The organism is Seohaeicola sp., assembly GCF_048006315.1.
Lineage (GTDB): Bacteria > Pseudomonadota > Alphaproteobacteria > Rhodobacterales > Rhodobacteraceae > Seohaeicola.
Map to the genome: position 1 here is coordinate 544,682 of NZ_CP180350.1, position 25,198 is coordinate 569,879.

The following is a 25,198-nucleotide window of genomic DNA, read 5'->3' on the forward strand; positions in this document are numbered from 1 at the left end:
TACCGCAGGATCATTCGATCACGGTGACCGTCTTCATCACGTCGGGCTGGCCCGTGACCATGCCGTTCTGGCCGCTACCGCGCTTGATGGCATCGACGACATCCATGCCTTCGGTGACGCGGCCGACGACGGTGTATTGCCCGTTCAGGAAATAGCCCTCGGCGAACATGATGAAGAACTGGCTGTTGGCCGAGTTCGGGTTCTGGCTGCGCGCCATGCCCACCACGCCACGATCGAACGGGATATCCGAGAATTCGGCGCGCAGGTCCGGGCGGTTCGAGCCGCCCATGCCCGCGCGGGACATGTTGCCGCCCAGCTTGCCGAATTCCACATCGCCGGTCTGGGCCATGAAGCCTTCGATCACGCGGTGAAAGACCACGCCGTCATACCCGCCCTCGGCGGCGATGGCGGCGATCTGGGCCGCGTGTTCGGGGGCCACGTCGTCCAGCAGGTCGATCACGATGGTCCCGTTGGCCTCGCCCTCGACCTGGATCTGCAGCCCGGTCGCCAGGGCGGGACCGGCCAGCAGGATCAATGCGGCTGCGATCGCGTTACGCATCGGCGGCCACCTTGACGCTGATCATGCGGTCGGGGTTCGCGGGCGGCTCGCCGCGGGTGATGGCGTCGACATGTTCCATGCCGCCGATCACGCGGCCATAGACCGTGTACTGACCGTTCAGGAAATGGTTGTCCTTGAAGTTGATGAAGAACTGGCTGTTGGCCGAGTTCGGGTTCTGGCTGCGCGCCGCCCCCAGGGTGCCGCGGTCATGCGGCAGGCGCGAGAATTCGGCCGGCACATCCGGCAGGTCCGATCCGCCCGTGCCCGCGCGACGGATATTGAAGCCGTCTTCCATGTCGCCATGTTCCACATCGCCGGTCTGGGCCATGAAGCCTTCGATCACGCGGTGAAAGCAGACATTGTCATACTGGCCCGACCGCGCCAGTTCCTTCATCCGCTCGCAATGCTTGGGTGCCACGTCGGGCAGAAGCTCGATCGTGACGGTACCGCCCTTCAGCTCGATGAGGATGGTGTTCTCGGGGTCTTTGATCTCGGGCATCTGGGCCTCCTCTGATATGTTCTGGCCAGATACCTAAGGCCAGCGCGCGCGATTGCCAAGCGGGGTGTTGACGCAAGCGCGCGTTCACGCCAAGAGGTGCGCGGGCTGATCCTGAGGAGAGCGGGCATGACGTGGAAGACCCTTGATGACATGGACCTTGATGGCAAACGGGTCCTGGTGCGCGTGGATATCAACGTGCCCGTCGAAAAGGGCAAGGTGACCGACGCCACCCGGATCGAGAAGATCGCCCCCACCGTGCGCGACATCCTGAACCGCGGCGGGCGCGTGTTGCTGGTGGCGCATTTCGGCCGGCCCAAGGGCAAGGTCGTGCTGGACATGTCCTTGCGTGTCACGATCCCAGCGCTGGAAAACGTGCTGGCGCGCCATGTCACCTTTGTCGAGACCTTCGACGGGGCCGAGGCCGCCACCAATGACGTGGTGCTGCTGGAGAACATCCGCTTTCATCCCGGCGAAGAGGCCAATGATCCGGCCTTCGCGGCGGAACTGGCGGAACTGGCGCAGATCTACTGCAATGACGCCTTTTCGGCGGCGCACCGCGCCCATGCCTCGACCGAGGGGCTGGCGCATCTGATGCCGTCCTGCGCGGGACGCCAGATGGAGGCCGAGCTGCGCGCGCTGGAGGCCGCGCTGAGCACACCCAAGCGCCCGGTGGGTGCGGTCGTGGGCGGGGCGAAAGTATCGACCAAGATCGAACTGCTGGAAAACCTTGTCGAAAAGCTGGACGTGCTGATCATCGGCGGCGGCATGGCAAATACATTCCTGGCCGCACAAGGCGCGCAGCTGGGCAAATCCCTGCGCGAGCCCGATTTCGAACAGACCGCGCGCGAGATCCTGGAAAAGGCCGCGCGTACCGGTTGCCGCGTGATCCTGCCCGTCGATGGCAAGGTCGCGCGCAGCTTTGGCGCGGGTGTGCCCTTCGACGTGGTGCCGCTGACGGCAGCGACGGTTCTGGACGAGGACCAGATGGTTCTGGACGCAGGCCCGCAATCCATCGCCGCCATCTGCGCGGCCTTCGACGGGCTGTCGACGCTGATCTGGAACGGGCCGCTGGGCGCCTTCGAGATCGAACCGTTCGACGAGGCCACGATGGCGACCGCGCGCCATGCCGCCGCACTGACAACGGCGGGCCAGCTGATCACCGTCGCCGGGGGGGGCGACACGGTGGCCGCACTTCACGCGGCACGGGTGGCCGATGACTTCACCTATATCAGCACCGCGGGCGGCGCTTTCCTTGAATGGATGGAAGGCAAGACGCTGCCGGGCGTCGCCGCATTGGAGGCCAGCGCCTGAGGCGCGCGTCGCGTCTGGATATTTGAAGCAAGAAGAAGCATGCAGCCGATATTCCCGGCAATTTTCTGCTGTTTTTCGGGGTTTTTAGGTGAAATCCACCGAAAGGGGATTCACACGGCGAATCACTTGTGCCATTGTGTGACAAAGCGCCGGGTACAGGCGCAAACAGTGGCAGAGCAATGACATCCCGCACCCGTCCCGCCTTTGGCGTCATGATCTTTTTCGCGGTGGCCTTCAGCCTTGGCGCCTATTTCACCTTTGCCGCCGTGCAGGGGAACTACGGGCTGTTCCGCCGCGCCGAAGTGCAGGCGGATGCGGCAAAGCTGCGCGCCGAGCTGGAGGTGTTGCAGACGCGCATGGCGCGGATGGAAAACCTGACGCGGCGCCTGTCGGACGAATTCCTTGATCTTGACCTGCTGGACCAGCAGGCGCGCGACGTGCTGGGCCTGATGCGCAGCGACGAGATCGTGGTGCGCTGATCTTCCTTTTCATTACCTGATTGTCCCTTTCCCGACCTGCGGCCAGCGGGCGGGCAACTTTGCACTCGCATCATGGGGATGAATCCTGTATTAAATAGTTTAACGCTAAACTATATTTGCTTCCGGGAGGAGGATGCCGCATGGCCACCAGAAAAAGCCAAAAGGTTTCAAACGTTTCCGCCGACGAGCTGAAAGGCTTTTACCGCGACATGCTGCTGATCCGGCGATTCGAGGAAAAGGCCGGCCAGCTTTACGGCATGGGTCTGATCGGCGGTTTCTGCCACCTCTACATCGGACAGGAAGCAGTCGTCGTTGGGCTTGAGGCCGCGGCCGAGGAAGGCGACAAGCGCATCACATCGTACCGCGATCACGGTCACATGCTGGCCTGCGGGATGGACCCCAACGGCGTGATGGCCGAGCTGACGGGCCGCGAGGGGGGCTACTCCAAGGGCAAGGGCGGCTCGATGCACATGTTCTCGAAGGAGAAGCATTTCTACGGCGGCCACGGGATCGTGGGCGCGCAGGTGCCGCTGGGCGCGGGGCTGGCCTTTGCGGACAAGTACTTGGACAACAAGCGCGTGACCTTCGCCTATTTCGGCGATGGCGCGGCCAACCAGGGCCAGGTCTACGAGACCTTCAACATGGCGGCGCTTTGGAAACTGCCGGTGATCTTCGTGATCGAGAACAACCAGTATGCGATGGGCACGTCGCAGCAGCGTTCGACCTCTTCGGCGGAAATCTACGAGCGCGGGCACGCCTTCGGCATTCCGGGCGAGGCCGTGGACGGCATGGATGTGCTGGCCGTGAAGGCGGCGGGCGAAAAGGCCGTGGCGCACTGCCGTTCGGGTGAAGGGCCCTATATCCTCGAGATCAAGACCTATCGCTACCGCGGCCATTCGATGTCGGACCCGGCCAAGTACCGGACCCGCGAGGAAGTGCAGAAGATGCGCGACGAGAAGGACGCCATCGAACATGTGCGCGACCTGCTGCTGTCGGGCAAGCATGCGACCGAGGATGACCTGAAGGCCATCGACAAGGAAATCAAGGATATCGTGAACGCGAGCGCCGAGTTCGCCAAGGAAAGCCCCGAGCCCGCGCTGAGCGAGCTTTGGACCGATATCTATGCCGACGACGTGCCGCAGAGCGCGTAAGGGAGAAAAGACCAATGGCAACTGAAATCCTGATGCCCGCCCTGTCGCCCACGATGGAAGAGGGCACGCTGGCCAAATGGCTGGTCAAGGAAGGCGATACCGTCAAGGCCGGTGACATCCTGGCCGAGATCGAGACCGACAAGGCCACGATGGAATTCGAGGCCGTCGATGAAGGCGTGATCGGCAAGATCCTGGTGGCCGAGGGCACTGAGGGCGTGAAGGTCAACGCGGCCATCGCCCTGCTGCTGGAAGATGGCGAAAGCGCATCCGACGCGGCGGCGGCCCCGGCCAAGGCCGAGGCACCCAAGGCCGCCCCGGCACAGGCGGCTGCGGCCCCTGCCCCGGCCCCGGCAGCACCGAAGGCCGCGAAGATGCAGCCCGACTGGCCCGAAGGCACCGAAGTGCGCAAGCAGACCGTGCGCGAGGCCCTGCGCGACGGCATGGCCGAGGAAATGCGCCGCGATCCATCGGTTTTCCTGATGGGCGAGGAAGTCGCCGAATACCAGGGTGCCTACAAGATCAGCCAGGGGATGCTGGACGAGTTCGGCCCCAAGCGGGTGATCGACACGCCGATCACCGAACATGGCTTTACCGGTATCGCGGTGGGTGCAGCCTTTGGCGGGTTGCGCCCGATCGTCGAATTCATGACCTTCAACTTCGCCATGCAGGCGATCGACCAGATCATCAACTCGGCCGCCAAGACGCTTTACATGTCGGGCGGCCAGATGGGCGCGCCGATGGTGTTCCGTGGCCCCAACGGGGCGGCGGCACGCGTGGGCGCGCAGCACAGCCAGGATTATGCCGCATGGTATGCGCAGATCCCGGGCCTCAAGGTGGTGATGCCCTATTCGGCCTCTGATTACAAAGGGTTGATGAAGACCGCGATCCGCGATCCGAACCCGGTGATCTTCCTGGAGAACGAAATCCTTTACGGGCGCAGCTTCGATGTGCCGGTGCTTGAGGATTACACCGTGCCCTTCGGCAAGGCCAAGATCTGGCGCGAAGGCACGGATGTGACCATCGTCAGCTTCGGTATCGGGATGACCTATGCGCTGGAGGCGGCGGAGCGTCTGGAAAAGGACGGGATCAGTGCCGAGGTGATCGACCTGCGGACCCTGCGCCCGCTGGACTATGACACGCTGATCGCATCGGTGATGAAGACCAACCGTTGCGTGACCGTCGAGGAAGGCTTCCCCGTTGCCTCGATCGGGAACCACCTGTCGGCCTATATCATGGAAAACGCCTTCGATTACCTGGATGCGCCCGTGATCAACTGCTGCGGCAAGGATGTGCCCATGCCCTATGCGGCCAACCTTGAAAAGCTGGCGCTTGTGACCACCGACGAGGTTGTCGCGGCCGTGAAAAAAGTGACCTACCGCTAAGGAGACACGCGATGCCTGTTGAAATTCTGATGCCCGCGCTGTCGCCCACGATGGAAGAGGGCACGCTGGCGAAATGGCTGGTCAAGGAAGGCGATACCGTGTCTGCGGGCGACCTTCTGGCCGAGATCGAGACGGACAAGGCCACGATGGAGTTCGAGGCGGTGGACGAGGGTGTGATCGGCAAGCTCTTGGTGGCCGAGGGCACCGAAGGCGTGAAGGTCAATTCGCCCATCGCGCTGCTGCTGGAGGATGGCGAAAGCGCATCCGACGCACAAACGGCGGCCCCCAAGGCGGAAACCGCCAAGGCCGAGGCCGCGCCTGTCGCGGCTGCGGCCCCGGCTGACGCAAAGCCGGCACCTGCCGCGCCCAAGGCCGCCGATGGTGGCCGCGTCTTCGCCTCGCCGCTGGCGCGGCGGATCGCGGCGGACAAGGGGATCGACCTTGCGGGCCTGACCGGGTCCGGCCCGCATGGGCGGATCGTCAAGGCCGATGTGGAAGGCGCGGGTGCGCAGGCGAAACCCGCAGCGGCAGCAACGCCCGCCGCCTCTGCCCCGGCAGCGGCCAAGGCCCCTGCCCCTGCGATGGCCTCGGGTCCGTCCACGGACACGGTTCTGAAGATGTACGAGGGTCGCGCCTATACCGAGGTCAAGCTGGACGGGATGCGCAAGACCATCGCCGCCCGCCTGACCGAGGCCAAGCAGACCATTCCGCATTTCTACCTGCGCCGCGATATCCAGCTGGATGCGCTGATGGCCTTCCGTGGCCAGCTGAATGCGCAGCTGGAAGGGCGCGGCGTGAAGCTGAGCGTCAATGATTTCATCATCAAGGCCTGTGCGCTGGCGCTGCAGCAGGTGCCTGCCGCCAATGCGGTCTGGGCGGGCGACCGGGTGTTGCAGCTGACACCTTCGGATGTGGCCGTGGCTGTCGCCATCGACGGCGGGCTGTTCACGCCCGTGCTGAAGGATGCCGAGGCCAAATCGCTGTCGGCGCTGAGTGCCGAGATGAAGGATCTGGCGGCGCGCGCCAAGTCCAAGAAACTGGCGCCGCATGAATACCAGGGCGGCAGTTTCGCGATTTCCAACCTGGGCATGTTCGGCATCGACAATTTTGATGCGGTGATCAACCCGCCGCATGGCGCGATCCTGGCCGTGGGCGCAGGCGCCAAGAAGCCGGTCGTCGGCAAGGATGGCGCGCTGGCGGTGGCAACCGTGATGTCGGTCACGCTGTCGGTGGATCACCGGGTGATCGACGGGGCGCTGGGGGCGGAACTGCTGCAGGCGATCAAGGACAACCTTGAAAACCCGATGGCCATGCTGGCCTGACCCGCCGGGTCTGAGAAAACGCGAAGGGCCGGATCACCACGATGATCCGGCCCTTTTTCATTGCATTGACAATGCGTTACAGGCTTTCGCGCAGAAGCTGATCCATGGTGATCGAAGGGGTGGCGCAGCCCGCCTCGCCCACGACCTTGGCGGGCACGCCGGCCACGGTCGTCTTGGGCGGCACGTCATGCAGCACGACGGAGCCTGCCGCGATACGCGAGCAGTGGCCGATGTGGATATTGCCAAGCACCTTCGCCCCTGCCCCGATCAGCACGCCTTCGCCGATCTTGGGGTGGCGATCTTCCTCTTCCTTGCCGGTGCCGCCCAGCGTCACCGAATGCAGCATCGAGACATTGTCGCCCACGACGGCGGTTTCGCCGATCACGATGGAATGGGCATGGTCGATCATGATGCCCTTGCCGATCCGGGCGGCGGGATGGATATCCACGCCGAAAGCCTCGGACACGCGCATCTGGAAGAAATAGGCCAGATCCTGCCGCCCGCCCTGCCACAGCCAATGGGCGATCCGGTAGGATTGCACCGCCTGGAAGCCCTTGAAGAACAACAAGGGTTGCAGGAACCGATGGCAGGCCGGGTCGCGGTCATAGACCGCCATGATATCGGCGCGCGCGGCCAGCGCGAGGCTGGGATCGTCGGCATAGGCCTGATCGCAGATTTCGCGGATCAACTGCTCGGACATCTCGCCCGAGGCCAGTTTCAACGCGATTCGATAGGCCAGTGCGCATTCGATGGACCCGTGGTGCAGCACGCTGGAATGGATCAACCCGCCCAGCATGGGCTCGTCCACCACGGCCTTTTCAGCCTCGGTCAGGATGCGGTTCCAGACCGGGTCGATCTGGGCGATTTTGGTCTTGGTCTTGGTCATGGGGCCTGTCCTTTTCGACGCCATATTAGACCAGATAGAGGGGGCGCGCCAAACGCAAAGCCGTGACATCGGAAAAAATCCTGCATCCGGGGTGTGGCGTGCGGCAAGCTGGGTCAGCACCAGCGCAAGGCAGGCGGCGTAATCGGGGTCCTGCAGACGCGGCTCGGGCGGCGGGGCGGTCGCCAGCGCGCGGGCCATCAGCGTGCCGTTGCCCCAGGCGGGATGCGCACGGCCAAAGCGCTTGCGATAGCGGTCGGCGGCATCGGCCTGCGCCATCAGGCGCGCACAGGCGGCCGGGCGTCGTGGCGGCGGCAGGATCAGCAGGTGCCGCGCCAGCGCCGTCAGATCGCCATGCATGACCGGGCGCATCACCCCTCGGGCGCAAGAACGGCGCGGAAGCCGGGACCGAAGCGGGCCGAGACCTGCGCCACCTCGATCCGGATGGTCCCGCCCTGCGCATCCGTGGCCCTGTCTGCGGCCGGATAGGTCCATTCCGGGCTGGACAGGGTGACCTCGCGCAGGATCGCCGCGCCCTGCATGACACGCAGCTGGTAGCGTTCGCTTTCCTCGCCCATGGGGATATCGGGCGCTTCCCAGGCGTCGGCGTCGATCCGACCGCGGCGGATCCAGGTGACATCCATGTCCCCGCCGGCTGTCATGGCTGCGCGCAGATGCACCGGCGCCAGCGGTTTCAACCCGATCCCGGCAAAGCTGTCCTGCATCGCCACGTAGGACGGATCATCCAGCGGCCGCCATGCCGGGCCGATCCGGTAGTGGCGCAAAAGGCCGCGCGCGTCGGACGGCAGATCGATCTGCAGGGGGCGGCCATCCATCAGGACGAAGAAACTGCCCTCGGGCCAGGCCGAGGGCATCAGCGCATCGCTGCCAAGCTGACCGCGCAACAGCGTATCAAGCCGCCATGTGTCGGGGCCGACAAGCGTGGCATTGGCGAATTGAAACAGCTCCCACCGGTCGGGGGTGCCATCGCCCAGCGCCGCAAGGTTGCCCCCCGCCAGCAGCGTCGGCAGGTCGATCGAGGACAGCGCCCCGGACGTCAGGCGAAGGGTCACCGCATCCTGACGGTGCAGCAGGCCGGGGCGCGCGGCGGGCAGCGCCTCCAGGGTGACACCGATCACGGCGGGTTGCGGCACGGTGCGGTTCAGCGCAAAGCCCTGCGGAGTGACGGCGGCATAGACCGCCGCGGCACCGGGCCAGGGGTCGGCAGTCACGGCGACATGGGGCGCATGCGACAGCTCGTCCCCGGTCATCAGGGGCAGGTCCATGAAGAGCGGAAAGACCGGCAGCGGCGCCAGCGCAGGGCGCGTGCGCGGGGTTTCATCCTCGATCGCGGCGGGCAGATAGACGCCGGGTTCGACGCGCAGCGCCTCGATCAGTTGCGCGGACCCAAGTTCGACACGGTCAATGCGATAGCTGGCACCGGTCACGTCACCTTCCAGTTGCAGCAGATCGCCCGCGCCCAGGTCAAGCCGCGAGGGCGGCAAGGCCAGGCGCAGACTGTCGCGTGCGATCCGCGCCTCGGCCAGCCAGCGCTCGGCGATCTGCCGTCCCTCGGTACGTGTCAGCAGCAAGGGCAGTTCCGAGGCTGCAACCGCATGGGTCGCCTCGTCCGGCAGGACGGATTCCTCGCTGATGGCGGGATAATCGGTGTCGGCCTGCACGAAGCGCAGCCGGACACGGCCTGTCATCGCCGCTTCGGCGGCGCGGCTATGCTGCGGGCGCGGCGGGCTTTCGGGCAGATCGACAAGCGCGGACAGCGGCACGGTTTGCGCCACCCCGTCGCGGCGCATCACGAAGCGCAGCGTCCCGTCACGTTCCACCGCGTCAAATCCATGGGCCAGCATCAAGGGTTGCAGCGCCGCGCGGGCGTCCGAGACCTGCGACACGGCATAACCGCGCACAAGCCCATGCAGCCTGCTGGTGTCCAGCGCGGTGATCCCCGCCCTTGTGCAGATCTCGGCCACCACCGAGGCCAATGAGCGCGATGAAAGCCGTCCCGTCACCCAATGGCCCCGCGCATAATTGGGGGCATCGCCCCACAGCGCCTGATTGCCGGGAAAGAAGGGATAGGGCCGCGCGTCCCAGGCCCAGACAAAGGCGCGGGTCATGTCCAGCATCGGCGCGCCATAGACGGCCGACACCGGGTTGTTGTCGCCCTCGCGCCAGTAGCCCAGCATGGCGCGCAGGTACTGCATCTGGATCACCTCGTCCCGCTGCCCGTTGGAATAGGCAGGCAGAAAGGATTCCGAGGATTTGGGATCAAGGAAAAGATTGGGCTGATTGGTGCCCTTGTCCACCGCCGGGCAACCCAGTTCGGTGAACCAGACAGGTTTCGATTGCGGCACCCATGGAGTGGGCTGTTCGCTGCGCTGGCCGCCGATCCGGTCGTGATGCGCGTTCAGCCACCAGTTGCGGATGTCCTTGTAGCGCCAGATCCACGGCTCGTCATGCGCATCATCGGTGATGGGGGTGCGGATCTGGGCGGCTTTCGCCTCGGGCGAGTGGTAGAACCAGTCATAGCCTTCGCCGCCTTCGATATTGGCGCGCAGATAGGCGGGGTTGTAGATGGTGTTCCACGCCGCGTCGGCATGATCGCGCCCCTCGCGCCAATCCGACAGCGGCATGTAGTTGTCGATCCCCACGAAGTCGATATTGGCATCGGCCCAAAGCGGATCGAGATGGAAGAACCGATCGCCGCTGCCGTCGGTCGGCTGGTAGCCGAAGTATTCGGACCAGTCGGCGGCATAGCCGATCTTCACAAGGGGGCCCAAGATTGCGCGAACCTGGGCTGCCAGCGCGCGCAGGGCGGTGACGGCGGGAAAGCTGTTGTTCGCCCCGCGCAACTGCGTGAGGCCGCGCATTTCCGATCCGATGCAGAAACTGTCCACCCCGCCCGCAGCCGCGCAAAGCGCCGCATGGTGCAGTATGAAACGGTTGTAGCGCCATTCCTGCGGCCCGTTGTAGCCCACCTGCCCCGGTGCCACGTTGAAATGCGCCGCCTGCGCGGTGCCGAAGAAGGCCGCAACCTCCGCCTCGGCCAGGGCGGTGCCATCGGGGCTGCCGGGGCGCCCCGGGGCTTGCGACCCCGTGATGCGCCCGCGCCAGGGCAGAACGGGTTGATCGGTTGCATCGCCATAGGGATCGGCGCGACCATTGCCGGCCAGTTGATCCATCAGGATGAACGGATAGACCATCACCGCCTGCCCCATTGCGGACAGACGCCTGATTGCACCGATCACGGATTGATCGGTGGGGGTGCCGCCGTAGACTGGCCGACCATTCAGTTGCGCGATCTCGGTCGCGGCGGTGCGTGTCAGGCCCGATACGGTCCAAGGCATGCCCTGCCCGTCGACGCCGCGCTGTTCGACCTTGGGGCGGATCGTGCAGTCACCGCAGCGCAGGTCGTCGCCAAACCAGCTGACGATCAGGGATGTGGCGCGGGCATGGGGCGCCTCGGCCTGCAGGCGGTGCAGCGAGGTGACCAGATCGGGCTGACCGGAGGGCGAATTGACATTGGCGCTGCGCGCCTGTCCGGGGCCGTGGACATAGCTGACGGGGGTATCGGCCAGGGCATATTCGCCGCTGCCCGGCATCATCGCCACGGCGCGCACCAGATGGGCGGGATCGGGATCGCGGGCAAGGTGCCAGCGCTGATCGGGGCGGATCACCTCGAACTCGAACTGCGGCACGCGATTGCCGAAACGCGCCAGCGGCAGATCCTCGATCACCACATAGGCGGTGCCGCGATAGGCGGGCACCTGGCCCGCGCCCTCGACCGCCTCGATCCGGGGATCGGGTTGCTGCTGGGCGTCGCCGTGATGCACCCGCATGTTCAAGTCGGCGGGGGCGATTTCCACGCCATCCGCCCAGACGCGCGGCACCCCGGTAATGACCCCTTCGCAGAGCGCGATGGCCAGGCTGATCGAATAGCTGTAGCTGGTCTGGGTGACGCGCGGGCTGCCCTTGCCGCCACCCGTGCGGGTCACGGTGACGGTTTCGTTGAAATCGCTGGCCCAGATCACATGGCCGCCGATCCGCATGCGGCCATAAAGCTGGGTGATCGCCTCGCCCTCGCCCGAGCCGGTCAGGCGGAAGCGGTCGACGCGGCCGGTCTCGACCGCCTCGGAGCCTTGTCCCAGAAGCCGCTGATCGATGGCGCGGCCCAGGGTGGCGCCGACAAGGCGGCCCACGGCGACCATGGACAGGCCCAGCGCCGTGCCCCCGATCGAGCCGCCAATCGCGGCACCCGCGGCGGACAGGAGTATCGTTGCCATCACTGGACCCTTTCAGGAAATGCGAACCGTGCCGCGATGCGGCGCTGCCAGGACAGGCCCAGCGCGCTTTCGACCACCCCGTGACCGGAATAGGCATGGATGAATACCGGGGCTGTCCCGACCCGGGACAGGATGCCCAGATGCTTGGCGACCGATCCTTCGCGCATGCGAAAGAGCAGCACGTCACCGGGCAACATCCGGTCGGTTGCGGGACACAGGTGCCGCGCAATGGCCTGCCACAGCCATTCGCCCCCCTGCGGTTCCGACCAGTCGGGCGCATAGGCGGGAACGGGTTCGGGTTCGGGGCCCATCAGATCGCGCCAGATGCCCCGGATCAGGCCGAGGCAATCGCACCCCACACCCCGGACCGAGGCCTGATGCCGGTAGGGTGTGCCGATCCAGCCGCGTGCGGCCTGCACCACGCGATCCCCTGTCCCTGCACTCATCTGCGACTGCCCCCGCGCAGCTGGCCCGAGAGGGCCGGGTCGATGATGCGCCAGTCATCGCCGGGCAGGTCGGGAAAGCCCTGGAAGTTCACCAGATTGGCGAACTTGTCGCGGCAGGTGGCGAACCGCTTGTCGCAACCCGCCTGCAGGCGCAGGCTGTCGCCGGGCACGAGGGGGGCGCGCAGCGGCTCCCACAGCTCAATCTCGCGCTGGCTGCCTTGCGGGCTGTCACGCTTGACGGTGCCCTGCAGACCGCTTGCCGCGCCATCCAGAACCAGCAGGTGACCCCGTCGGAACCAGCCTTCGGGCAAAGCTGCCGCATCCGCGCCCGCAAGCTGCAGGATGCGCGCCCCTTCCACGGCGGTGACGGACAGGGTCAGGCTGTGATCGGGCCCGGTCAGATCGACGCGGCAGGCTGCATCGCCCAGGACGGCGGTGCAGGGTTTCTGGTAGATGCGGCCAAGCGGGCGGTTTAGCGCCTCGGTCAGACCGCGCAGTTCGGCGGTGAAGGATGCACCGTTGCGCTGCAACTCTCCGATCGTGCCGCGAAACTGCAGCAGGCGCTGCGCCGGATCGGACCAGTTGACGCGCCAGCATCGCACCTCGGCCCCGTCGAAGCGACCGGCGACGATATCGGCCTCTGACAGGGCCGTATCACTCAGCAATCCCAACGCCTCGGTATTGTCGACAGACAGACCGGTGCCCTGTTGCAATGCGCGGGCCGAGAGGCCGCTGTCGGCGCGAAAGGTCATGCCGTCAAAGGTCAGGTCGCAGTCGTGATCGGTAAAGCCAAACACGGTCCCGTCGGTTCGCGTCACCGCCCAGGCGTGACAGAGCGTGGTCAGCCCACCCGCCAGATGCGCGGCCAGGTCCGGGCCGATCATAACCGCACCTCGAGCACCGGCACGTTCGGGACCTGTCCTGCCTTGAAGCTGGCGACGCTGGTGGCGATCCGGTCGGTGTCGAAACGCACCGGCACGTCGAATTCGAAACCCGCCGTCACCTCCAGCCCGGCGGTCGGGGCCTCGATCAGGGTGACAAGACCGGTGGTGATGTCGACGGTGTAATCGACCCCTTCATAAAGGCGCGTCCCCTCGATCCCCAGAACGACGGTGCCAAGCACGGGCTTGACGATGGGGCGCGCGTAGTCCTGATCGCCCGACCGGTAGGTCTTGATCAGCTGGAACACGCGGGTCTGCCCGTCGGCGCGGGCGATGACCTGGTCATCCGGCCCCGGTGTCCCCGAAGGCAGACAGGAGCGGAAATCGGCCCAGTCCTTCCAGCGAAAGCCGAACATCTGCGCGCGGCGCGCTTCGAAAAAGGCGATCAGCCGCGCCACGTCATCCAGCGAGCGCAGCCCCAGCCCCGCTTCATAGCGGCGGCGCGAATGCGCCCAGGGGGTGTTGCGCTCTTCATGGCCGTTGGCCAGGGTCACGATCTCGGTGCGCCGCTCCGGCCCACCAAGCGAGCCGAAGCTCAGACTTGCGGGAAACCGCACTTCGTGAAAGGTCATGGCGTTGTCCCTTGTTGCTTAGCGGTTGCGCTGGCCCTGTCCCAGAATACGGCCCATCTGGGCCGCGATCTGGGATTGCGAGCGTTGAAAGCCCTCGACATCGGGTGTCTGGATATTGATCACCACGTTGACGGGCGCGCCGCCCCCGCCGCCGCGCACCCCCAGTTTGCCATCGGGCCCACGCGCAAGCGGCATGATGGCTTCCGGCCCCGCCTCGCCCATCAGGCCCAGCCCCCCGCGCATCGGGAACATGGCTGGTCCCGACACGATGCCGCCATTGGCAAAGGGCATCACGCGCCCCTGCGCGAAACTGCCCCCCTGGGCAAAGGGCAGTGCCCCCCCGACCAGCGCGCCGACCCCCTTGGACAGCAGGCCGCCGAAATGTTCGGTCACGGGACGCAGTGCGGATTGATAGGTCGTGTTGACCATGGTCTTCGCCACCGTCTGCAGCGCATCCGACAGCTTCATGCCGTCAAAGGCCACCCCGTCGAAGGCGCGCCGCAGCCCACCGCTGAAGCCACGTTCCAGCGTTGTCAGGTCGCGGCCGGTATCGGCCAGCGCCCGGCGCATGCGCTGCAATTCCCCGTCGAAGGCCCCGGCCATGCCGGTTGCAGCCCCGAGAGAGGCATCAAGTGCGATGACCTTTTCCGCAAACGCCTCGATCCTGTCCGTCTCAGTCATCGGCCTGTCCTTTCATTCTGTCAGGAAAGGCCTGCATCAGCCGATCCAGACCACCGCGCCCCATCGGCGCCATGGCCGCCCCCTGCCCCAGCATCAGCGCCAGTTCCGCCGGGGTCAGAGCCCAGAAGGCAGCGGGCGTCAGCCTGAGGCTGCGCAGCCCCGCCTGCATCAGGGCGGGCCAGTTGAACCCGTTCATGTGCCCCCCCCTCACCGGGCAGGCTGAAGGCGCGGACCAGCAGCACGGCGGCAGTGCGCGCCGCCGCCAATGGCCCGCCTTCGATCTCGGCGCTCAGAAGGTCGGCGGCGGTCCCACGCCAGCCGCCCCCCCGCAGGCCCGCCACGATCAGGGCCAGAACATCGCCGCTTGAAAAGCCGCCGCTCTCGAAGCGTGCCACGAGATCGACAAGCGAGGCATCGCCCAGTCCGGCCTCAAGCTCGGCCAGGGCACCAAGGGTCAGTTTCAGCACATGGGTCTGACCGTCGATCACCAGATCAACCTCGCCCGTCCAGGGATTGGCCATGTCAGAGCGCCGTGAAGACCAGCGCACCGGCCGAGGCCAATGCCACCTCGTAGGTCGCCTCGCCATTGTGGCTGCCGGCATAGTCGATGCCGGTCAGCTGGAACGCGCCCTCGACAATACCGAAATCCGGGATCACCACCTGGAAGGCAGGGGTTTCCCCGTCAAAGAATATCTGGCGCGCGCGTTCGTCGCTGGCCGCGTCGCGAAACACGCCCGATCCGTTGATCGCGGCGGATTTGACCCCGGCGCCGCCCAGCAGTTCACGCCAGCCCCCCTGGCTTTCCAGGCTGGTCACATCCACGCTTTCCGCGTTGAAGCTGACGCGGGTGGCGCGCAGTCCCGCCAGTGTTTCGAACTGACCATCGCCGGTCAGATCCACCTTGATCAAAAGATCCTTGCCGTTCTGGGCACCCATGGCGACCCCTCCGTTGATTGAGATTTCAGATGTCGTCGAGCCGCGCGCGGAATGTCAGCTCGATCCGGCGCCGTTGTCCCGACCTCTCGCGGCGGGCGTTGGCGCGCAGGAAATGCAGGCTGACAAGCCGCCCCCGGTCCAGCGCCAGATCAGGGTCCAGCAGCACATCGCAGACCGCTGCGGCCACCTGCTTGGCCTGCTGGAACCCCGCGACATCGGTCATGACCGTCAGGACAATGTCATGCTCGGCCCCGCGCGCGGTCTGGTCGGAGCGGTCGCGCGCAGCTTCTGGGCCCAGCAGCAGGTATAGCGGCGGCACAGGACCTGCCGGCAACGCGTCATAGATCGCACCATCCAGAAGTGCCGCAAGCGCGGGGGCGGATGACAGATGGGCAAAGAGGGCCGCCTGAAGTGCGGCCGCGGCGGCATAGCTCATGGGGCCACCTCTTCCTGGGTGAAACAGGTCAGGTAGCGGCCCGTCGGATCGCTGTCGCTGACGGCAAGGATGGTGAAGATGCGCGCGCCCTCGCGCAGGCGCTGATCGGGGCGCGGCCGCATGGCCGATCCCTGGGGGGCCGCGCGCAGCACCATGCGCTGCGCGTTGCGCGACAGCGTCTGTCCACCTTGCGTGACCTCGCGGCCCGGCATGGCCTTCACCTCGACCCAGACCTCGCCCAGCGTCACCCAGGTCTCGACAAAGCCGCCCGCCCCGTCCGGGCTGCGCGCGGGCTGTTCCAGCGCCATGCGGCGGCGCAGATGGACCCCGGTCATGCCCGTCCCCCGATACCCGGCACACCCATGGACAGGCGCAGGCTGCGATAACGCTCGATCAGGCTGGTCACGCCGAAGGGCATGCACCCGCTGCCAAGCCCGGTGTCCTGCCGGTATTCGTAGAAATGCGCCGCCAGCAACAGAACCGCCTGGGCCAGATCGGCGGGCAAGCCCGGCCAGTCGTCCGACAGCCCCGCGCGGAACCGCAACAGGACATGGCCGCCCTGCGGAATGGCTGGCAAGACGCCGCCCGCGGCCCGCAGACAGGGGCGCTGCATGTCATGTTCCAGACGCCAGCGCGCGACAGGCACCGGGCTTTCGACACCCTGTGCATCGCGCAGCACTACCGCAGTCACTTCGGTCACCGGGGCCAGGGGCAGCGGCTGACCCGCCGGATCGGCCCAGCGGGTCAGTTCCAGAACGAAACCGCGCTCCAGCAGCACCTTGCCGATCCGCGCCTCGATCGCAGCCATCGCCGTACGCAGGAACCCCTCCAGCAGTGGGTCCTGCAGGTTGTCCTCGGCAAAGCCGGTGCCCAGATGCAGATGCGCCTTGAACGTGGCCAGCGGCAGCCCTGCGGAAGGCAGCGTCGTTTCTTCCGTCAACATCATGGAAAATCTCCAGTTCTCGCAACCTGCGTTGGTCCGCACCCGTCCTCGGACCACCGGGACCCGGACGCGCATGGGAAGGCCGGAGATCCGGCCTTCCGGTCACAGGGATCAGGCGACGGCGAAGCGCAGCAGCTTGATCGCGGCGAAATCGCTGACATCGCCGCCGACACGCTTGGTGGCGTAGAACAGCACATGCGGCTTGGCGCTGAAGGGATCGCGCAGGACCCGCAGATCGGGACGCTCGGCGATGGTGTAGCCTGCCGCGAAATCACCAAAGGCGATGGCATGGGCGCCGCTGGCGATGTCGGGCATGTCCTCGGCGATCAGCACGGGGTACCCCAGCAGCCGCGCGGGTTCGGCGGCGGCCAGACCGTCCGACCACAGGAAGCGCCCGTCGTTGTCCTTCATCTTGCGCACGGCACCCGCAGTTTTCGAATTCATCACGAAGACCGCACCCGCGCGATATTGCGCGCCCAGGGCATAGACCAGATCGACGATGGCATCCGCCCCGTCAAAGGCACCATCGGCCCCGGTGGGCACGGTCCCAAGGTTGCCCCAGGCCCAGACATCGTTGTCCACCGTGGCATGGGTCAGGAAGCCGCGCGGCTTGTCGATGCCATTGCCACTGACGAAGGCCGCAGCCTCGGCGCGGGCGAAACGGTCGGCGATACGGCCCGCCAGCCAACCTTCAAGGTCAAAGGCGCTGTCATCCAGCAGGCGCTGACTGGCCTTGGGCAGGGCGCTGAGTTCATGCAGCGGGATGGTGATGCGGTCGATCACCGGCGTGCCGGTTTCCGCCGTGCTGCCGGTTTCGGTGGCCCAGCCATGGCCGATGTCGGAATGATCGACCAGCACATCATACGAGGTCGCCTCGACCCGCACGACATTGGCGATCGCCCGCAGTGAAGCGCCCGCGTGCAGCACGGACTGGATGCGCCCCGCGGTTTCGGGATCGACAAGATAGCCGCCGTCGCCCGCAACAGCACTCGACATGGCCTTGCCTTCAAGGGTCAGGCCGCGCAGCGCATCATCGTCGCCATTGCGCAGATAGGCGGCGAAGGCCTTTTGATGCGGGGCCTCGCCCTCGGCATGGCGGGACAGGATGGGGCGGGCACCGGTATGGGCCTGCATGGTCCGGGATTTTTGATCAAGCATGGTCAGTCGCTCTTCCTGCTGTTGAAGCCTTGTGTGAATTTCGGCCCGAAAGCCCCTAAGATCGCTCATGAATTCCGTAACTGCGGATTTCAGCCCGGCGGTAGGAGACAGGTCGTTGGACAGACCTTCCCCGGTCCGAGACATCTTCTCGGTCGTCATCGTTTTCATCCTTCTGTTGTTGCCCGAGCCCGGCCCGATCAGCCTTGTGCCAGGATCTGTCGCCCCTCGCGGAACAGGGTTGCAAGATCGCGCAGCCCCGCATCATTCAGCCCGTCGGCCTTGGCCGCCACGCGCGCCGAAGGCAGCATGGGAAAGGTCACGACAGAGACTTCCCACAGGTCCAGTTCTGTCAGCAACCTGTGCCCCTCTGCGGTCTTTGTCGCCCGGATCGTGCGATAACCGATCGACAGGCCCTCGATAGCACCGGCCGCGATCAGCGCCGCCGCCTCGCGGCCGCGCGCGACACCGTCCAGCAGACGGCCCTTGACCCGCAGACCCCGCGCATCCTCGGTCACCTCGTCCCAGAGGCCGATGGGCTGCGCCGGATCATGCTGCCACAGCATCCGCACGCGCCGCCCTTCCGCCGCCATCGCCTTGAGAGAGGCCGCGTAAGCCCCGCGCGCCACGACATCACCGCCCTGATCAGGCGCATCGAACAGGCTGGCATAGCCCTCGATCACCTGGTCGGTGCCCTCGGTGGTCAGCCGCAACCCGATGCCGGGCTGGCAGAACTTGCGCTCCAGTTCCATATCCATCAATCGTCCTTTCATGGCAGGCCCGCCAAGGGGGCCGCTGTCATTATCGACTGGAACGCCTCTGCCAGGATCACGGCCACAACGCCGTAAACCGTCAGCCACAGCCGTTTTTCCAGCTTGTCGATCAAGGCTTCGAGTTTCTCGGCGCGCCGGTTCAGCCCTTCGACATGCAGGTTCGAGACCCGCTCGTGGGCCTCCAGCCGCAGCGCGGGGGCGCAATCGAAGGCTTCGAAACCATAACGCCCCGGATCGCGGTGGCCCGCGCGCGGATCGCTCATTCCGCAGCCTCCTGCCCGTCAGGCCCGGCCAGCGAAAGCACGGGAAGCCCAAGCAGCGCCCGCTTTTCCGCATCGGTCAGAAAAGTTGCATCGGCCACGCGGCGCCATTGCAGGTCTCGCTCGGCCGCAAGGGCGGGCACCTGATCCAGATCGGGGTGCAGATCCAGCGCCTCGCCGGTGAAGCGCGACAGCCATTCGGCAAGGGCAGCCACAACGCGCGTGGCCATCGGCAACACCGTCAGGCGATAGAGCGCGCGGTTGGCTTCCTGGTAGTTGGCGAAGGTCGCGTCACCCGGAATGCCCAGCAGCATGGGCGGCACGCCGAAGGCCAGCGCGATCTCGCGCGCGGCACTTTCCTTGGTCTGCTGGAATTCCATGTCCGAGGGCGAAAAACCCATCGGTTTCCAATCAAGACCACCCTCCAGCAGCATGGGCCGACCCGCGTTGCGCGCGCCCTGGTGGTGGCTTTCCATCTCGGACACCAGCCGGTCGTATTGATCCGCACTCAGGCTGCCCTGCCCTTCGGCACCACGATAGACGATCGCCCCCGATGGCCGCGCGGCATTGTCCAGCAGCGCCTTGGACCAGCGGCTGGCGGCATTGTGCACGTCCACCGCCTGCGCCGCTGCCTGCAAGGGCGAAAAGCCATAGTGATCGTCCTGCGGGTGAAAGCTTTTGATATGGCAGATCGGGGCCAGTGACGTGCTGACATCGAAACGATGCTTGCGTCCGCCAACGTTGTAATCATAGGCCACCGGCCAGCCATCGGGGCCGGGGATCAGGCTCATGCGGTCCGAGCGCAGCACATGCAGTTCGGCAAGCGCCCCCGCATCCGTCGTGACCAGCTCCAGATAGCCATTGCCGGTCAGCAGCAGTTGCGCATAAAGCGCCTCGAGCAATTCGGCGCGGCCCTGTGCGGGGTTGGGATTGCCCAGCAGGGCCAAGACGGGGTGCGCCTCGAAACGGCGCCCCGCCCCTTGCAGCACCAGCGGCAAGGCCGCTGCCGCCTCGGACAGCAGCTTGACACAGCGAAATCCCACCGGATTGCCGGTATAGCCCGTCCGTGTCAGCGATACGGTGTCGCGCGGGCTCCAGGCGACGCGGCCCGCGCCCTGAAAGGCCAGCACGGGACCTGCGGCGCTGGCCTTCAGCTCGGGCGCTGCCTGATCCGCGCCACCGCGTTTGAGGAATTGAAAAACCATGACCTGCTCCCTGATCCTGCCGCTGTTCGCGCCGGATCGGATCGCCCCCGCCAACGCCGCCTTCGGCGTGCCGGCAGGGGTTGTCCGACCTGATGTGCAGACAATCTGACGAAAAGCTTAACAATTCCGGATCAGAGCGCGCGCACCTGCGGTCGTCGCCATTGGGCCGAGGGTGCGATGATCAGCTCGTGCAGCGCCCAGACCAGCGCATCAAGGCGGTCCGGGCTGCCCTTGCCGACATAGCCCTGCGCCGTCATCGCGCACATCTGGTCCTCCAGATCACCCAGCGGACCGTGATGGAACACCCGCCCCTGTTCATACAAGGCCGCCACGGGTTCGGCCCGTGCCGCCTTGCCGCGCGAGGCATGGACCTTGCGGAAGGGCACCAGGGGATCAACCTGACGGATCACCGCCTCGACCATGTCGCCGCCCTGGTTGACCTCGGCCACCAGACGTTCCGCGCCCCAACGTTCCATCACGGCGATGGCGCGCTGCGCCCATTGCGCGGGGCTGGCACCTGCGATGCTGGCATCCTCAAGCACAAAGGCGCGCCAATCCTGCACCGGGCCGCGCGTGACCGCCCCCACCGCAACGATACCGCATTCATCCGATCCGCCATGGCCGGTCGTGGCCGGATCGACCGCCACCACGATACGGTCAAGTTCGGGAAGGACCGGCGCGCGCGCCTGTTCCAGCTGCGCCCCCGTCCACAGCGCGCCTTCCGCATCCTCAAGCAGAACACCATCCAGTTCCTGCCGCCCCAGGCGCGTGCCCGCATAGCGGATCCGCACCTCTTCCAGGAAAGAGCTGGCCAGGTTGGCCGCGTTCGCCTCGGTCGGGGCGTGGGTCACCACCGTGCTGGGCAGTTTCAAAAGCTCTTTCAGAACACCCACATTGCGCGGGGTCGTGGTGATGCAAACCTGCGGATCGTCGCCAAGACGCAGGGCGAATTGCAACATGTCCCATGTCTCGGCGCTTTTCTTCCACTTGGCCAGTTCGTCCACCCAGGCGCCGTCGAATTGCGGCCCGCGCAGGGATTCGGGCTCATGCGCGGAAAAGGCCTGCGCCGTGGCTCCGTTCGGCCAGATCAGCATGCGCCGCGTGGCGTGCCACTCGGGCCGCCTATCGGGGGGCGAACAGGCAAGGATACCGCTTTCGCCAAAGACCATGACCTCGCGCACCTGGTCGAGTGTCTCGCCCACCAGGGCGATGCGACGGCAGCGACCATTATCCATCGGGCGCGAGCCTTCCACGCAGGCGCGTATCCATTCCGCCCCGGCCCGCGTCTTGCCCGCGCCGCGACCGCCCATGATCACCCATGACCGCCAGTTGCCATCCGGTGGCAATTGATGCGGCATGGCCCAGAAATCGAACAGGAACGGCAGCGCGAGGATCTCGGCCTCGCCCAATTCGTCAAGAAACGATTTTTGGACCTCGACAGGTTCGCAGGCGATCCAGTCTGCACCTGAGCTGAGTTCGTGCTGCGTCGAAGTCAATGGCATATTCATGGGCGATACCTGTAGCTGCCTTGCGATATGTTTCAATTTCGGTCTCCACGTCATTTGCTTGTTTCAGCCAGTACCGAATGTCGGACAGCAGGCGCGCACCCTCGCGGATCGCGCCCTGATCGCCTTCGACAAAACGGGACTGGTAGTCGATGAGTTCCGATTTCATGATCCCAAGCTGGAGGTCGATGAGATCGATCCTGGCCTGCAAGGCCGTTGACCTGTCGTGCAATTGGTCATCGGGCCCCGCGCGGGGGGCTGTTTCTGACATGATGCTTGCTGTGCCTCGCTTTTGTTTTCCCGGACCGCAAGACATGAAAAAACGGCGACCGGGTTTCCCCGGCGCCGTTCACGCATTTCTTCCAGCTTTCACAACTTATACGCTAGAGCGCGCGCAATGTCAAGTTTTCTGGACAGATCGAAACTGACAACCGCCCGATATTGTTAAGAAATTCTTAACAGCCACCGCAGGTGCGGCCCGACTGGATCAGTCGGACTGGCCCTGTCTTTCACGCTCGGCCTCGATGCGGCGCCATTCGGCCACGTTGCGATTATGCTCTTCCAGCGTCACCGCAAAGGCGTGACCGCCCGTGCCATCCGCGACGAAGAACACGAAAGGCGTGTCGTCGGGATCAAGTGCTGCCTCGATGCTGGCCCGCCCCGGGTTGGCGATGGGCGTGGGCGGCAGCCCTTCGATCACATAGGTGTTCCATGGTGTTTGTCCGCGCAGCTCGCTCTGGCGCAGACCGCGCCCCAGCACGCCCTGACCCTTGGTGATGCCGTAGATCACCGTCGGATCCGTTTGCAGCCGCATGCCACGGTTCAGTCGGTTCACGAAGACCGAGGCCACCTGCCGCCGTTCCTCGGCCACGCCGGTTTCCTTCTCGATGATCGAGGCCAGGATCAGCGCCTCTTCGGGGCTGGCCAGCGGCAACCCGTCGACACGGTTGGCCCAGGCTTCGGCCAGGATGCCCTGCTGCGCTGCGGTCATCCGCGCCAGCAGATCGGCACGCGTCTGGCCGGGAATGACTTCGTAGCTGTCAGGCGCCAGCGTTCCCTCGGCGGGAACCTCGGTCACCTCGCCCTCGAGGATTTCGAGGCGCGACAGCGAGTCGACGACCTGCCAGCTTGTCACCCCTTCCGCCAAGGCAACACGGTAGCGGGTGTCGTTGCGCGCACGGACCTGGGTGTAATCGGCCGGCGGCACGTCTTCGGCCGGGTTGAAGCTGGCCTTTTCCTCGTAACGGGACGTGACGGGATCCAGCTCGCGCACCACGACCGAGGCGCTGTTGACCCCGATGCGATAGACCACCTCGGTGCCGCAGGTGCTTGGCCCGCCGCGGGTGATGATATCGACGATATCCGACATCGCCGTGCCAGGCGGAATCAGAAAGCTTCCGGCCTTCAGCTGGTCGGATTTCTCGCTGTAATCCGCACCCAGCCGGAAGATCCGCGCATTGGTGATGGCGCCCTGATCCTGCAGGTTGCGGCTGACGCGCGCGATGGAAGAGCCGCGTTCGACCTGAAGGCAGATGGCCTGGTCAAGTGGGCCCTGTGCGGAATACTCACGCTGCCCCCAAAGGATCACCCCGGCCAGCAGGAAGACCGCCACGATCAGAAAGGTGACCGCGTTCGAGGCAATGTGACGCCACATCAGCCGACCTTTCCGAAGATCACGCTGGCATTGGTGCCGCCAAATCCGAAGGAATTGGACAAGGCCACGTCGATCTTGCGCGGGCGCTTGGCGTTAGGCGCAAGGTCGATCGGCGTCTCGACGGCCGGGTTATCAAGGTTGATCGTCGGCGGCGCCACCTGGTCGCGGATCGCGAGGATCGAGAAGATCGCCTCGATCGCTCCGGCCGCCCCCAGAAGATGGCCGGTGGCGGATTTGGTCGAACTCATCGTGACATTCGGGGCCGCATCGCCCAGCAGGCGTTCAACTGCCGCCAATTCGATGACATCGGCCATGGTCGATGTGCCATGCGCGTTGATATAGTCGATATCGGCGGGTTTCAGACCAGCGCGCTCCAGCGCGGCCTTCATCGAGCGGAATCCGCCGTCGCCATCCTCGGCCGGGGCCGTGATGTGATAGGCATCGCCCGACAGGCCATAGCCGAGAACCTCGGCATAGATCTTCGCGCCGCGTGCTTTGGCGTGTTCGTATTCTTCCAGAACCACGACGCCCGCGCCCTCGCCCATGACGAATCCGTCACGGTCCGAGTCATAGGGCCGGCTGGCGGCCTTGGGGTCATTACCGCGCTTGGTGCTCAGCGCCTTGCAGGCATTGAAACCGGCGATCCCGATTTCGCAGATCGCGGCTTCGGCGCCGCCGGCCACCATCACCTCGGCATCGCCCCACTGGATCAGCCGCGCGGCATCACCGATGGCATGGGCCCCGGTCGAACAGGCCGTCACCACCGCATGGTTCGGCCCCTTGAACCCATAGCGGATGCTGACCTGACCCGAGATCAGGTTGATCAGCGCACCGGGAATGAAGAACGGCGACACGCGGCGCGCGCCCTTCTCCTTCATCAGAAGGGTCGTCTGTTCGATCGACTGCAGACCGCCGATACCCGACCCCAGCATCACGCCGGTGCGCAGGCGGTCTTCCTCGGCTTCGGGCTTCCAGCCGGAATCCTCGACCGCCTGGGTCGCGGCGGCCATGCCGTAAAGGATGAAGTCATCGACCTTGCGCCGTTCCTTCGGCTCCATCCAGTCATCGGGGTTGAAGGTTCCGTTGCTACCATCGCCGAAAGGAATTTCGCAGGCATAGGAGGTCAGCACATTGCTCGGATCGAACCGCGTGATCGGACCCGCGCCCGATTCCCCGGCCAGCAGACGCGACCAGGTTTCCTCGACACCGCAAGCCAAAGGTGTGACCAGGCCCAGCCCCGTGACAACCACTCGACGCATGACGTACCCCTTCCCTCATGTTCCTTCGTGCTCATAGCGCGCCTTCCCCCCCATGAGCAAGAGCGGGAGCGCGGCCACACCCCCGCGGCGCGGGCGCCGGCAAATCTCTGCGCGCCGTTTGCGCATCCACGGCGCCCGTTTCGGGGCGCGACAGACGGACATGAAAAAACCCCCGTCCACCGGACAGGGGTTTTTCCGAATTGTGACGTCAGTCGCGCCTCAGGAGGCTTCGGTGATGAATTTCACCGCGTCGCCGAAGGACTGGATCGTTTCTGCCGCGTCATCCGGGATCTCGATGCCGAATTCTTCTTCGAACGCCATCACCAGTTCGACCGTGTCCAGGCTGTCGGCGCCCAGATCGTCGATGAACGAGGCGTTCTCGACAACCTTGTCCTCGTCCACACCCAGATGTTCCACCACGATTTTCTTTACGCGGTCTGCGATATCGCTCATGTCCAAGTCCTCATACCGTTCGGGCGCTTTGCCCATTTGTCTGCCCTTGCCCGCAGGCTCGGCACTTCGTGATGCCCTGTGTATCGGGCGGCTCGTCA

27 protein-coding genes and 1 pseudogene are annotated in these 25,198 nt (G+C 65.6%); 5 read left to right on the forward strand and 23 right to left on the reverse strand.

The window, feature by feature from the left end:
• Nucleotides 1-10: 10 nt before the first annotated feature.
• Nucleotides 11-559 carry a peptidylprolyl isomerase gene (locus ACMUJL_RS02730; RefSeq protein ID WP_068292767.1) on the reverse strand — a complete coding sequence of 183 codons (549 nt, stop codon included), beginning with the start codon at nucleotides 557-559 and terminating at the stop codon, nucleotides 11-13.
• Nucleotides 552-1,058 carry a peptidylprolyl isomerase gene (locus ACMUJL_RS02735; RefSeq protein ID WP_375570620.1) on the reverse strand — a complete coding sequence of 169 codons (507 nt, stop codon included), beginning with the start codon at nucleotides 1,056-1,058 and terminating at the stop codon, nucleotides 552-554. The genes ACMUJL_RS02730 and ACMUJL_RS02735 overlap by 8 nt, the downstream gene beginning before the upstream one ends.
• A gap of 126 nt (nucleotides 1,059-1,184) precedes the next feature.
• Here ACMUJL_RS02735 and ACMUJL_RS02740 point away from each other — a divergent pair, with 126 nt between their 5' ends.
• The 5 genes from ACMUJL_RS02740 (at nucleotide 1,185) to ACMUJL_RS02760 (ending at nucleotide 6,703) form a co-directional block, all read left to right on the forward strand.
• Complete coding sequence (locus ACMUJL_RS02740; protein ID WP_416914108.1) at nucleotides 1,185-2,369, forward strand: phosphoglycerate kinase; 1,185 nt, start codon at nucleotides 1,185-1,187, stop codon at nucleotides 2,367-2,369.
• A 179-nt stretch (nucleotides 2,370-2,548) separates the two neighbouring features.
• A complete protein-coding gene (locus tag ACMUJL_RS02745; RefSeq protein WP_068292773.1) occupies nucleotides 2,549-2,848 on the forward strand; it encodes an FtsB family cell division protein in 300 nt (99 codons plus the stop codon).
• A 140-nt stretch (nucleotides 2,849-2,988) separates the two neighbouring features.
• The gene (pdhA, locus tag ACMUJL_RS02750; RefSeq protein ID WP_375570618.1) at nucleotides 2,989-3,999 is read left to right on the forward strand and encodes a pyruvate dehydrogenase (acetyl-transferring) E1 component subunit alpha; all 1,011 of its coding nucleotides are present in this window, start codon (nucleotides 2,989-2,991) and stop codon (nucleotides 3,997-3,999) included.
• A 14-nt stretch (nucleotides 4,000-4,013) separates the two neighbouring features.
• Entirely contained in the window at nucleotides 4,014-5,381 is a 1,368-nt protein-coding gene (locus ACMUJL_RS02755) for a pyruvate dehydrogenase complex E1 component subunit beta (protein ID WP_375570616.1), read from the forward strand.
• A gap of 11 nt (nucleotides 5,382-5,392) precedes the next feature.
• Entirely contained in the window at nucleotides 5,393-6,703 is a 1,311-nt protein-coding gene (locus ACMUJL_RS02760; protein ID WP_375570614.1) for a pyruvate dehydrogenase complex dihydrolipoamide acetyltransferase, read from the forward strand.
• A gap of 76 nt (nucleotides 6,704-6,779) precedes the next feature.
• Here ACMUJL_RS02760 and cysE read toward each other — a convergent pair whose 3' ends face one another.
• The 21 genes and pseudogenes from cysE to ACMUJL_RS02865 form a co-directional block, all read right to left on the reverse strand.
• Nucleotides 6,780-7,589 carry a serine O-acetyltransferase gene (gene cysE / locus ACMUJL_RS02765; RefSeq protein ID WP_068293108.1) on the reverse strand — a complete coding sequence of 270 codons (810 nt, stop codon included), beginning with the start codon at nucleotides 7,587-7,589 and terminating at the stop codon, nucleotides 6,780-6,782.
• A gap of 368 nt (nucleotides 7,590-7,957) precedes the next feature.
• Nucleotides 7,958-11,881, reverse strand: a complete 3,924-nt coding sequence (locus ACMUJL_RS02770) for a baseplate multidomain protein megatron (RefSeq protein WP_375570612.1) — start codon at nucleotides 11,879-11,881, stop codon at nucleotides 7,958-7,960.
• Nucleotides 11,881-12,327, reverse strand: coding sequence for an NlpC/P60 family protein (locus ACMUJL_RS02775; protein WP_375570610.1), 447 nt, complete (start codon nucleotides 12,325-12,327; stop codon nucleotides 11,881-11,883). The genes ACMUJL_RS02770 and ACMUJL_RS02775 overlap by 1 nt, the downstream gene beginning before the upstream one ends.
• Nucleotides 12,324-13,211, reverse strand: coding sequence for a DUF2163 domain-containing protein (locus ACMUJL_RS02780; RefSeq protein ID WP_375570608.1), 888 nt, complete (start codon nucleotides 13,209-13,211; stop codon nucleotides 12,324-12,326). Before ACMUJL_RS02780 ends, ACMUJL_RS02775 begins: the two co-directional genes overlap by 4 nt.
• Nucleotides 13,208-13,840 (reverse strand): TIGR02217 family protein, encoded by a 633-nt coding sequence (locus tag ACMUJL_RS02785; protein ID WP_375570606.1) that lies wholly within the window; start codon nucleotides 13,838-13,840, stop codon nucleotides 13,208-13,210. The genes ACMUJL_RS02780 and ACMUJL_RS02785 overlap by 4 nt, the downstream gene beginning before the upstream one ends.
• Nucleotides 13,841-13,858: 18 nt before the next feature.
• A complete protein-coding gene (locus ACMUJL_RS02790) occupies nucleotides 13,859-14,521 on the reverse strand; it encodes a phage tail tape measure protein (RefSeq protein ID WP_416914109.1) in 663 nt (220 codons plus the stop codon).
• Entirely contained in the window at nucleotides 14,514-14,717 is a 204-nt protein-coding gene (locus ACMUJL_RS02795) for a rcc01693 family protein (protein WP_375570604.1), read from the reverse strand. Before ACMUJL_RS02795 ends, ACMUJL_RS02790 begins: the two co-directional genes overlap by 8 nt.
• 10 nt (nucleotides 14,718-14,727) lie before the next feature.
• Nucleotides 14,728-15,042, reverse strand: a pseudogene (locus tag ACMUJL_RS02800) (gene transfer agent family protein); the annotation flags it as partial.
• A 1-nt stretch (nucleotide 15,043) separates the two neighbouring features.
• Complete coding sequence (locus ACMUJL_RS02805; RefSeq protein WP_375570600.1) at nucleotides 15,044-15,457, reverse strand: phage major tail protein, TP901-1 family; 414 nt, start codon at nucleotides 15,455-15,457, stop codon at nucleotides 15,044-15,046.
• A 25-nt stretch (nucleotides 15,458-15,482) separates the two neighbouring features.
• The gene (locus ACMUJL_RS02810; RefSeq protein WP_375570598.1) at nucleotides 15,483-15,893 is read right to left on the reverse strand and encodes a DUF3168 domain-containing protein; all 411 of its coding nucleotides are present in this window, start codon (nucleotides 15,891-15,893) and stop codon (nucleotides 15,483-15,485) included.
• Nucleotides 15,890-16,228 (reverse strand): head-tail adaptor protein, encoded by a 339-nt coding sequence (locus tag ACMUJL_RS02815; protein ID WP_068292810.1) that lies wholly within the window; start codon nucleotides 16,226-16,228, stop codon nucleotides 15,890-15,892. Before ACMUJL_RS02815 ends, ACMUJL_RS02810 begins: the two co-directional genes overlap by 4 nt.
• On the reverse strand, nucleotides 16,225-16,839 hold the full coding sequence (locus ACMUJL_RS02820) for a head-tail connector protein (protein WP_375570596.1): 615 nt from the start codon (nucleotides 16,837-16,839) through the stop codon (nucleotides 16,225-16,227). The genes ACMUJL_RS02815 and ACMUJL_RS02820 overlap by 4 nt, the downstream gene beginning before the upstream one ends.
• 108 nt (nucleotides 16,840-16,947) lie before the next feature.
• Complete coding sequence (locus ACMUJL_RS02825; RefSeq protein ID WP_375570594.1) at nucleotides 16,948-18,153, reverse strand: phage major capsid protein; 1,206 nt, start codon at nucleotides 18,151-18,153, stop codon at nucleotides 16,948-16,950.
• 38 nt (nucleotides 18,154-18,191) lie between these two features.
• Complete coding sequence (locus ACMUJL_RS02830) at nucleotides 18,192-18,749, reverse strand: HK97 family phage prohead protease (RefSeq protein WP_068292815.1); 558 nt, start codon at nucleotides 18,747-18,749, stop codon at nucleotides 18,192-18,194.
• A gap of 11 nt (nucleotides 18,750-18,760) precedes the next feature.
• Nucleotides 18,761-19,027, reverse strand: a complete 267-nt coding sequence (locus ACMUJL_RS02835) for a GTA head formation protein, RCAP_rcc01685 family (RefSeq protein WP_375570590.1) — start codon at nucleotides 19,025-19,027, stop codon at nucleotides 18,761-18,763.
• Entirely contained in the window at nucleotides 19,024-20,229 is a 1,206-nt protein-coding gene (locus tag ACMUJL_RS02840) for a phage portal protein (protein WP_068292821.1), read from the reverse strand. Before ACMUJL_RS02840 ends, ACMUJL_RS02835 begins: the two co-directional genes overlap by 4 nt.
• 131 nt (nucleotides 20,230-20,360) lie before the next feature.
• Entirely contained in the window at nucleotides 20,361-21,731 is a 1,371-nt protein-coding gene (locus ACMUJL_RS02845) for a DNA-packaging protein (protein ID WP_375574029.1), read from the reverse strand.
• On the reverse strand, nucleotides 21,643-22,005 hold the full coding sequence (locus ACMUJL_RS02850) for a hypothetical protein (protein ID WP_375570588.1): 363 nt from the start codon (nucleotides 22,003-22,005) through the stop codon (nucleotides 21,643-21,645). Before ACMUJL_RS02850 ends, ACMUJL_RS02845 begins: the two co-directional genes overlap by 89 nt.
• 216 nt (nucleotides 22,006-22,221) lie before the next feature.
• Nucleotides 22,222-23,388 (reverse strand): endolytic transglycosylase MltG, encoded by a 1,167-nt coding sequence (gene mltG / locus ACMUJL_RS02855; RefSeq protein WP_375570586.1) that lies wholly within the window; start codon nucleotides 23,386-23,388, stop codon nucleotides 22,222-22,224.
• Nucleotides 23,388-24,647: a beta-ketoacyl-ACP synthase II gene (gene fabF / locus ACMUJL_RS02860; RefSeq protein WP_375570584.1), complete on the reverse strand. Its 1,260-nt coding sequence runs from the start codon at nucleotides 24,645-24,647 to the stop codon at nucleotides 23,388-23,390. Before fabF ends, mltG begins: the two co-directional genes overlap by 1 nt.
• A gap of 219 nt (nucleotides 24,648-24,866) precedes the next feature.
• Nucleotides 24,867-25,100 (reverse strand): acyl carrier protein, encoded by a 234-nt coding sequence (locus ACMUJL_RS02865; RefSeq protein WP_068293114.1) that lies wholly within the window; start codon nucleotides 25,098-25,100, stop codon nucleotides 24,867-24,869.
• Nucleotides 25,101-25,198: the final 98 nt, after the last annotated feature.

What these genes read in the sequence shown, in the direction of transcription:
- ACMUJL_RS02740 (WP_416914108.1), top strand. Translation starts at nt 1,185, where the DNA reads ATGACGTGGAAGACCCTTGATGACATGGACCTTGATGGCAAACGGGTC.
- ACMUJL_RS02770 (WP_375570612.1), bottom strand. Translation starts at nt 11,881, where the DNA reads ATGGCAACGATACTCCTGTCCGCCGCGGGTGCCGCGATTGGCGGCTCG.
- mltG (WP_375570586.1), bottom strand. Translation starts at nt 23,388, where the DNA reads ATGTGGCGTCACATTGCCTCGAACGCGGTCACCTTTCTGATCGTGGCG.
- fabF (WP_375570584.1), bottom strand. Translation starts at nt 24,647, where the DNA reads ATGCGTCGAGTGGTTGTCACGGGGCTGGGCCTGGTCACACCTTTGGCT.
- ACMUJL_RS02735 (WP_375570620.1), bottom strand. Translation starts at nt 1,058, where the DNA reads ATGCCCGAGATCAAAGACCCCGAGAACACCATCCTCATCGAGCTGAAG.
- ACMUJL_RS02790 (WP_416914109.1), bottom strand. Translation starts at nt 14,521, where the DNA reads ATGACTGAGACGGACAGGATCGAGGCGTTTGCGGAAAAGGTCATCGCA.
- ACMUJL_RS02760 (WP_375570614.1), top strand. Translation starts at nt 5,393, where the DNA reads ATGCCTGTTGAAATTCTGATGCCCGCGCTGTCGCCCACGATGGAAGAG.
- ACMUJL_RS02815 (WP_068292810.1), bottom strand. Translation starts at nt 16,228, where the DNA reads ATGACCGGGGTCCATCTGCGCCGCCGCATGGCGCTGGAACAGCCCGCG.
- ACMUJL_RS02755 (WP_375570616.1), top strand. Translation starts at nt 4,014, where the DNA reads ATGGCAACTGAAATCCTGATGCCCGCCCTGTCGCCCACGATGGAAGAG.
- pdhA (WP_375570618.1), top strand. Translation starts at nt 2,989, where the DNA reads ATGGCCACCAGAAAAAGCCAAAAGGTTTCAAACGTTTCCGCCGACGAG.
- ACMUJL_RS02795 (WP_375570604.1), bottom strand. Translation starts at nt 14,717, where the DNA reads ATGAACGGGTTCAACTGGCCCGCCCTGATGCAGGCGGGGCTGCGCAGC.
- ACMUJL_RS02730 (WP_068292767.1), bottom strand. Translation starts at nt 559, where the DNA reads ATGCGTAACGCGATCGCAGCCGCATTGATCCTGCTGGCCGGTCCCGCC.
- ACMUJL_RS02840 (WP_068292821.1), bottom strand. Translation starts at nt 20,229, where the DNA reads ATGGTTTTTCAATTCCTCAAACGCGGTGGCGCGGATCAGGCAGCGCCC.
- cysE (WP_068293108.1), bottom strand. Translation starts at nt 7,589, where the DNA reads ATGACCAAGACCAAGACCAAAATCGCCCAGATCGACCCGGTCTGGAAC.
- ACMUJL_RS02845 (WP_375574029.1), bottom strand. Translation starts at nt 21,731, where the DNA reads ATGCCATTGACTTCGACGCAGCACGAACTCAGCTCAGGTGCAGACTGG.
- ACMUJL_RS02830 (WP_068292815.1), bottom strand. Translation starts at nt 18,749, where the DNA reads ATGGATATGGAACTGGAGCGCAAGTTCTGCCAGCCCGGCATCGGGTTG.
- ACMUJL_RS02820 (WP_375570596.1), bottom strand. Translation starts at nt 16,839, where the DNA reads ATGATGTTGACGGAAGAAACGACGCTGCCTTCCGCAGGGCTGCCGCTG.
- ACMUJL_RS02825 (WP_375570594.1), bottom strand. Translation starts at nt 18,153, where the DNA reads ATGACGACCGAGAAGATGTCTCGGACCGGGGAAGGTCTGTCCAACGAC.
- ACMUJL_RS02850 (WP_375570588.1), bottom strand. Translation starts at nt 22,005, where the DNA reads ATGTCAGAAACAGCCCCCCGCGCGGGGCCCGATGACCAATTGCACGAC.
- ACMUJL_RS02810 (WP_375570598.1), bottom strand. Translation starts at nt 15,893, where the DNA reads ATGAGCTATGCCGCCGCGGCCGCACTTCAGGCGGCCCTCTTTGCCCAT.
- ACMUJL_RS02775 (WP_375570610.1), bottom strand. Translation starts at nt 12,327, where the DNA reads ATGAGTGCAGGGACAGGGGATCGCGTGGTGCAGGCCGCACGCGGCTGG.
- ACMUJL_RS02745 (WP_068292773.1), top strand. Translation starts at nt 2,549, where the DNA reads ATGACATCCCGCACCCGTCCCGCCTTTGGCGTCATGATCTTTTTCGCG.
- ACMUJL_RS02785 (WP_375570606.1), bottom strand. Translation starts at nt 13,840, where the DNA reads ATGACCTTTCACGAAGTGCGGTTTCCCGCAAGTCTGAGCTTCGGCTCG.
- ACMUJL_RS02835 (WP_375570590.1), bottom strand. Translation starts at nt 19,027, where the DNA reads ATGAGCGATCCGCGCGCGGGCCACCGCGATCCGGGGCGTTATGGTTTC.
- ACMUJL_RS02780 (WP_375570608.1), bottom strand. Translation starts at nt 13,211, where the DNA reads ATGATCGGCCCGGACCTGGCCGCGCATCTGGCGGGTGGGCTGACCACG.
- ACMUJL_RS02805 (WP_375570600.1), bottom strand. Translation starts at nt 15,457, where the DNA reads ATGGGTGCCCAGAACGGCAAGGATCTTTTGATCAAGGTGGATCTGACC.
- ACMUJL_RS02865 (WP_068293114.1), bottom strand. Translation starts at nt 25,100, where the DNA reads ATGAGCGATATCGCAGACCGCGTAAAGAAAATCGTGGTGGAACATCTG.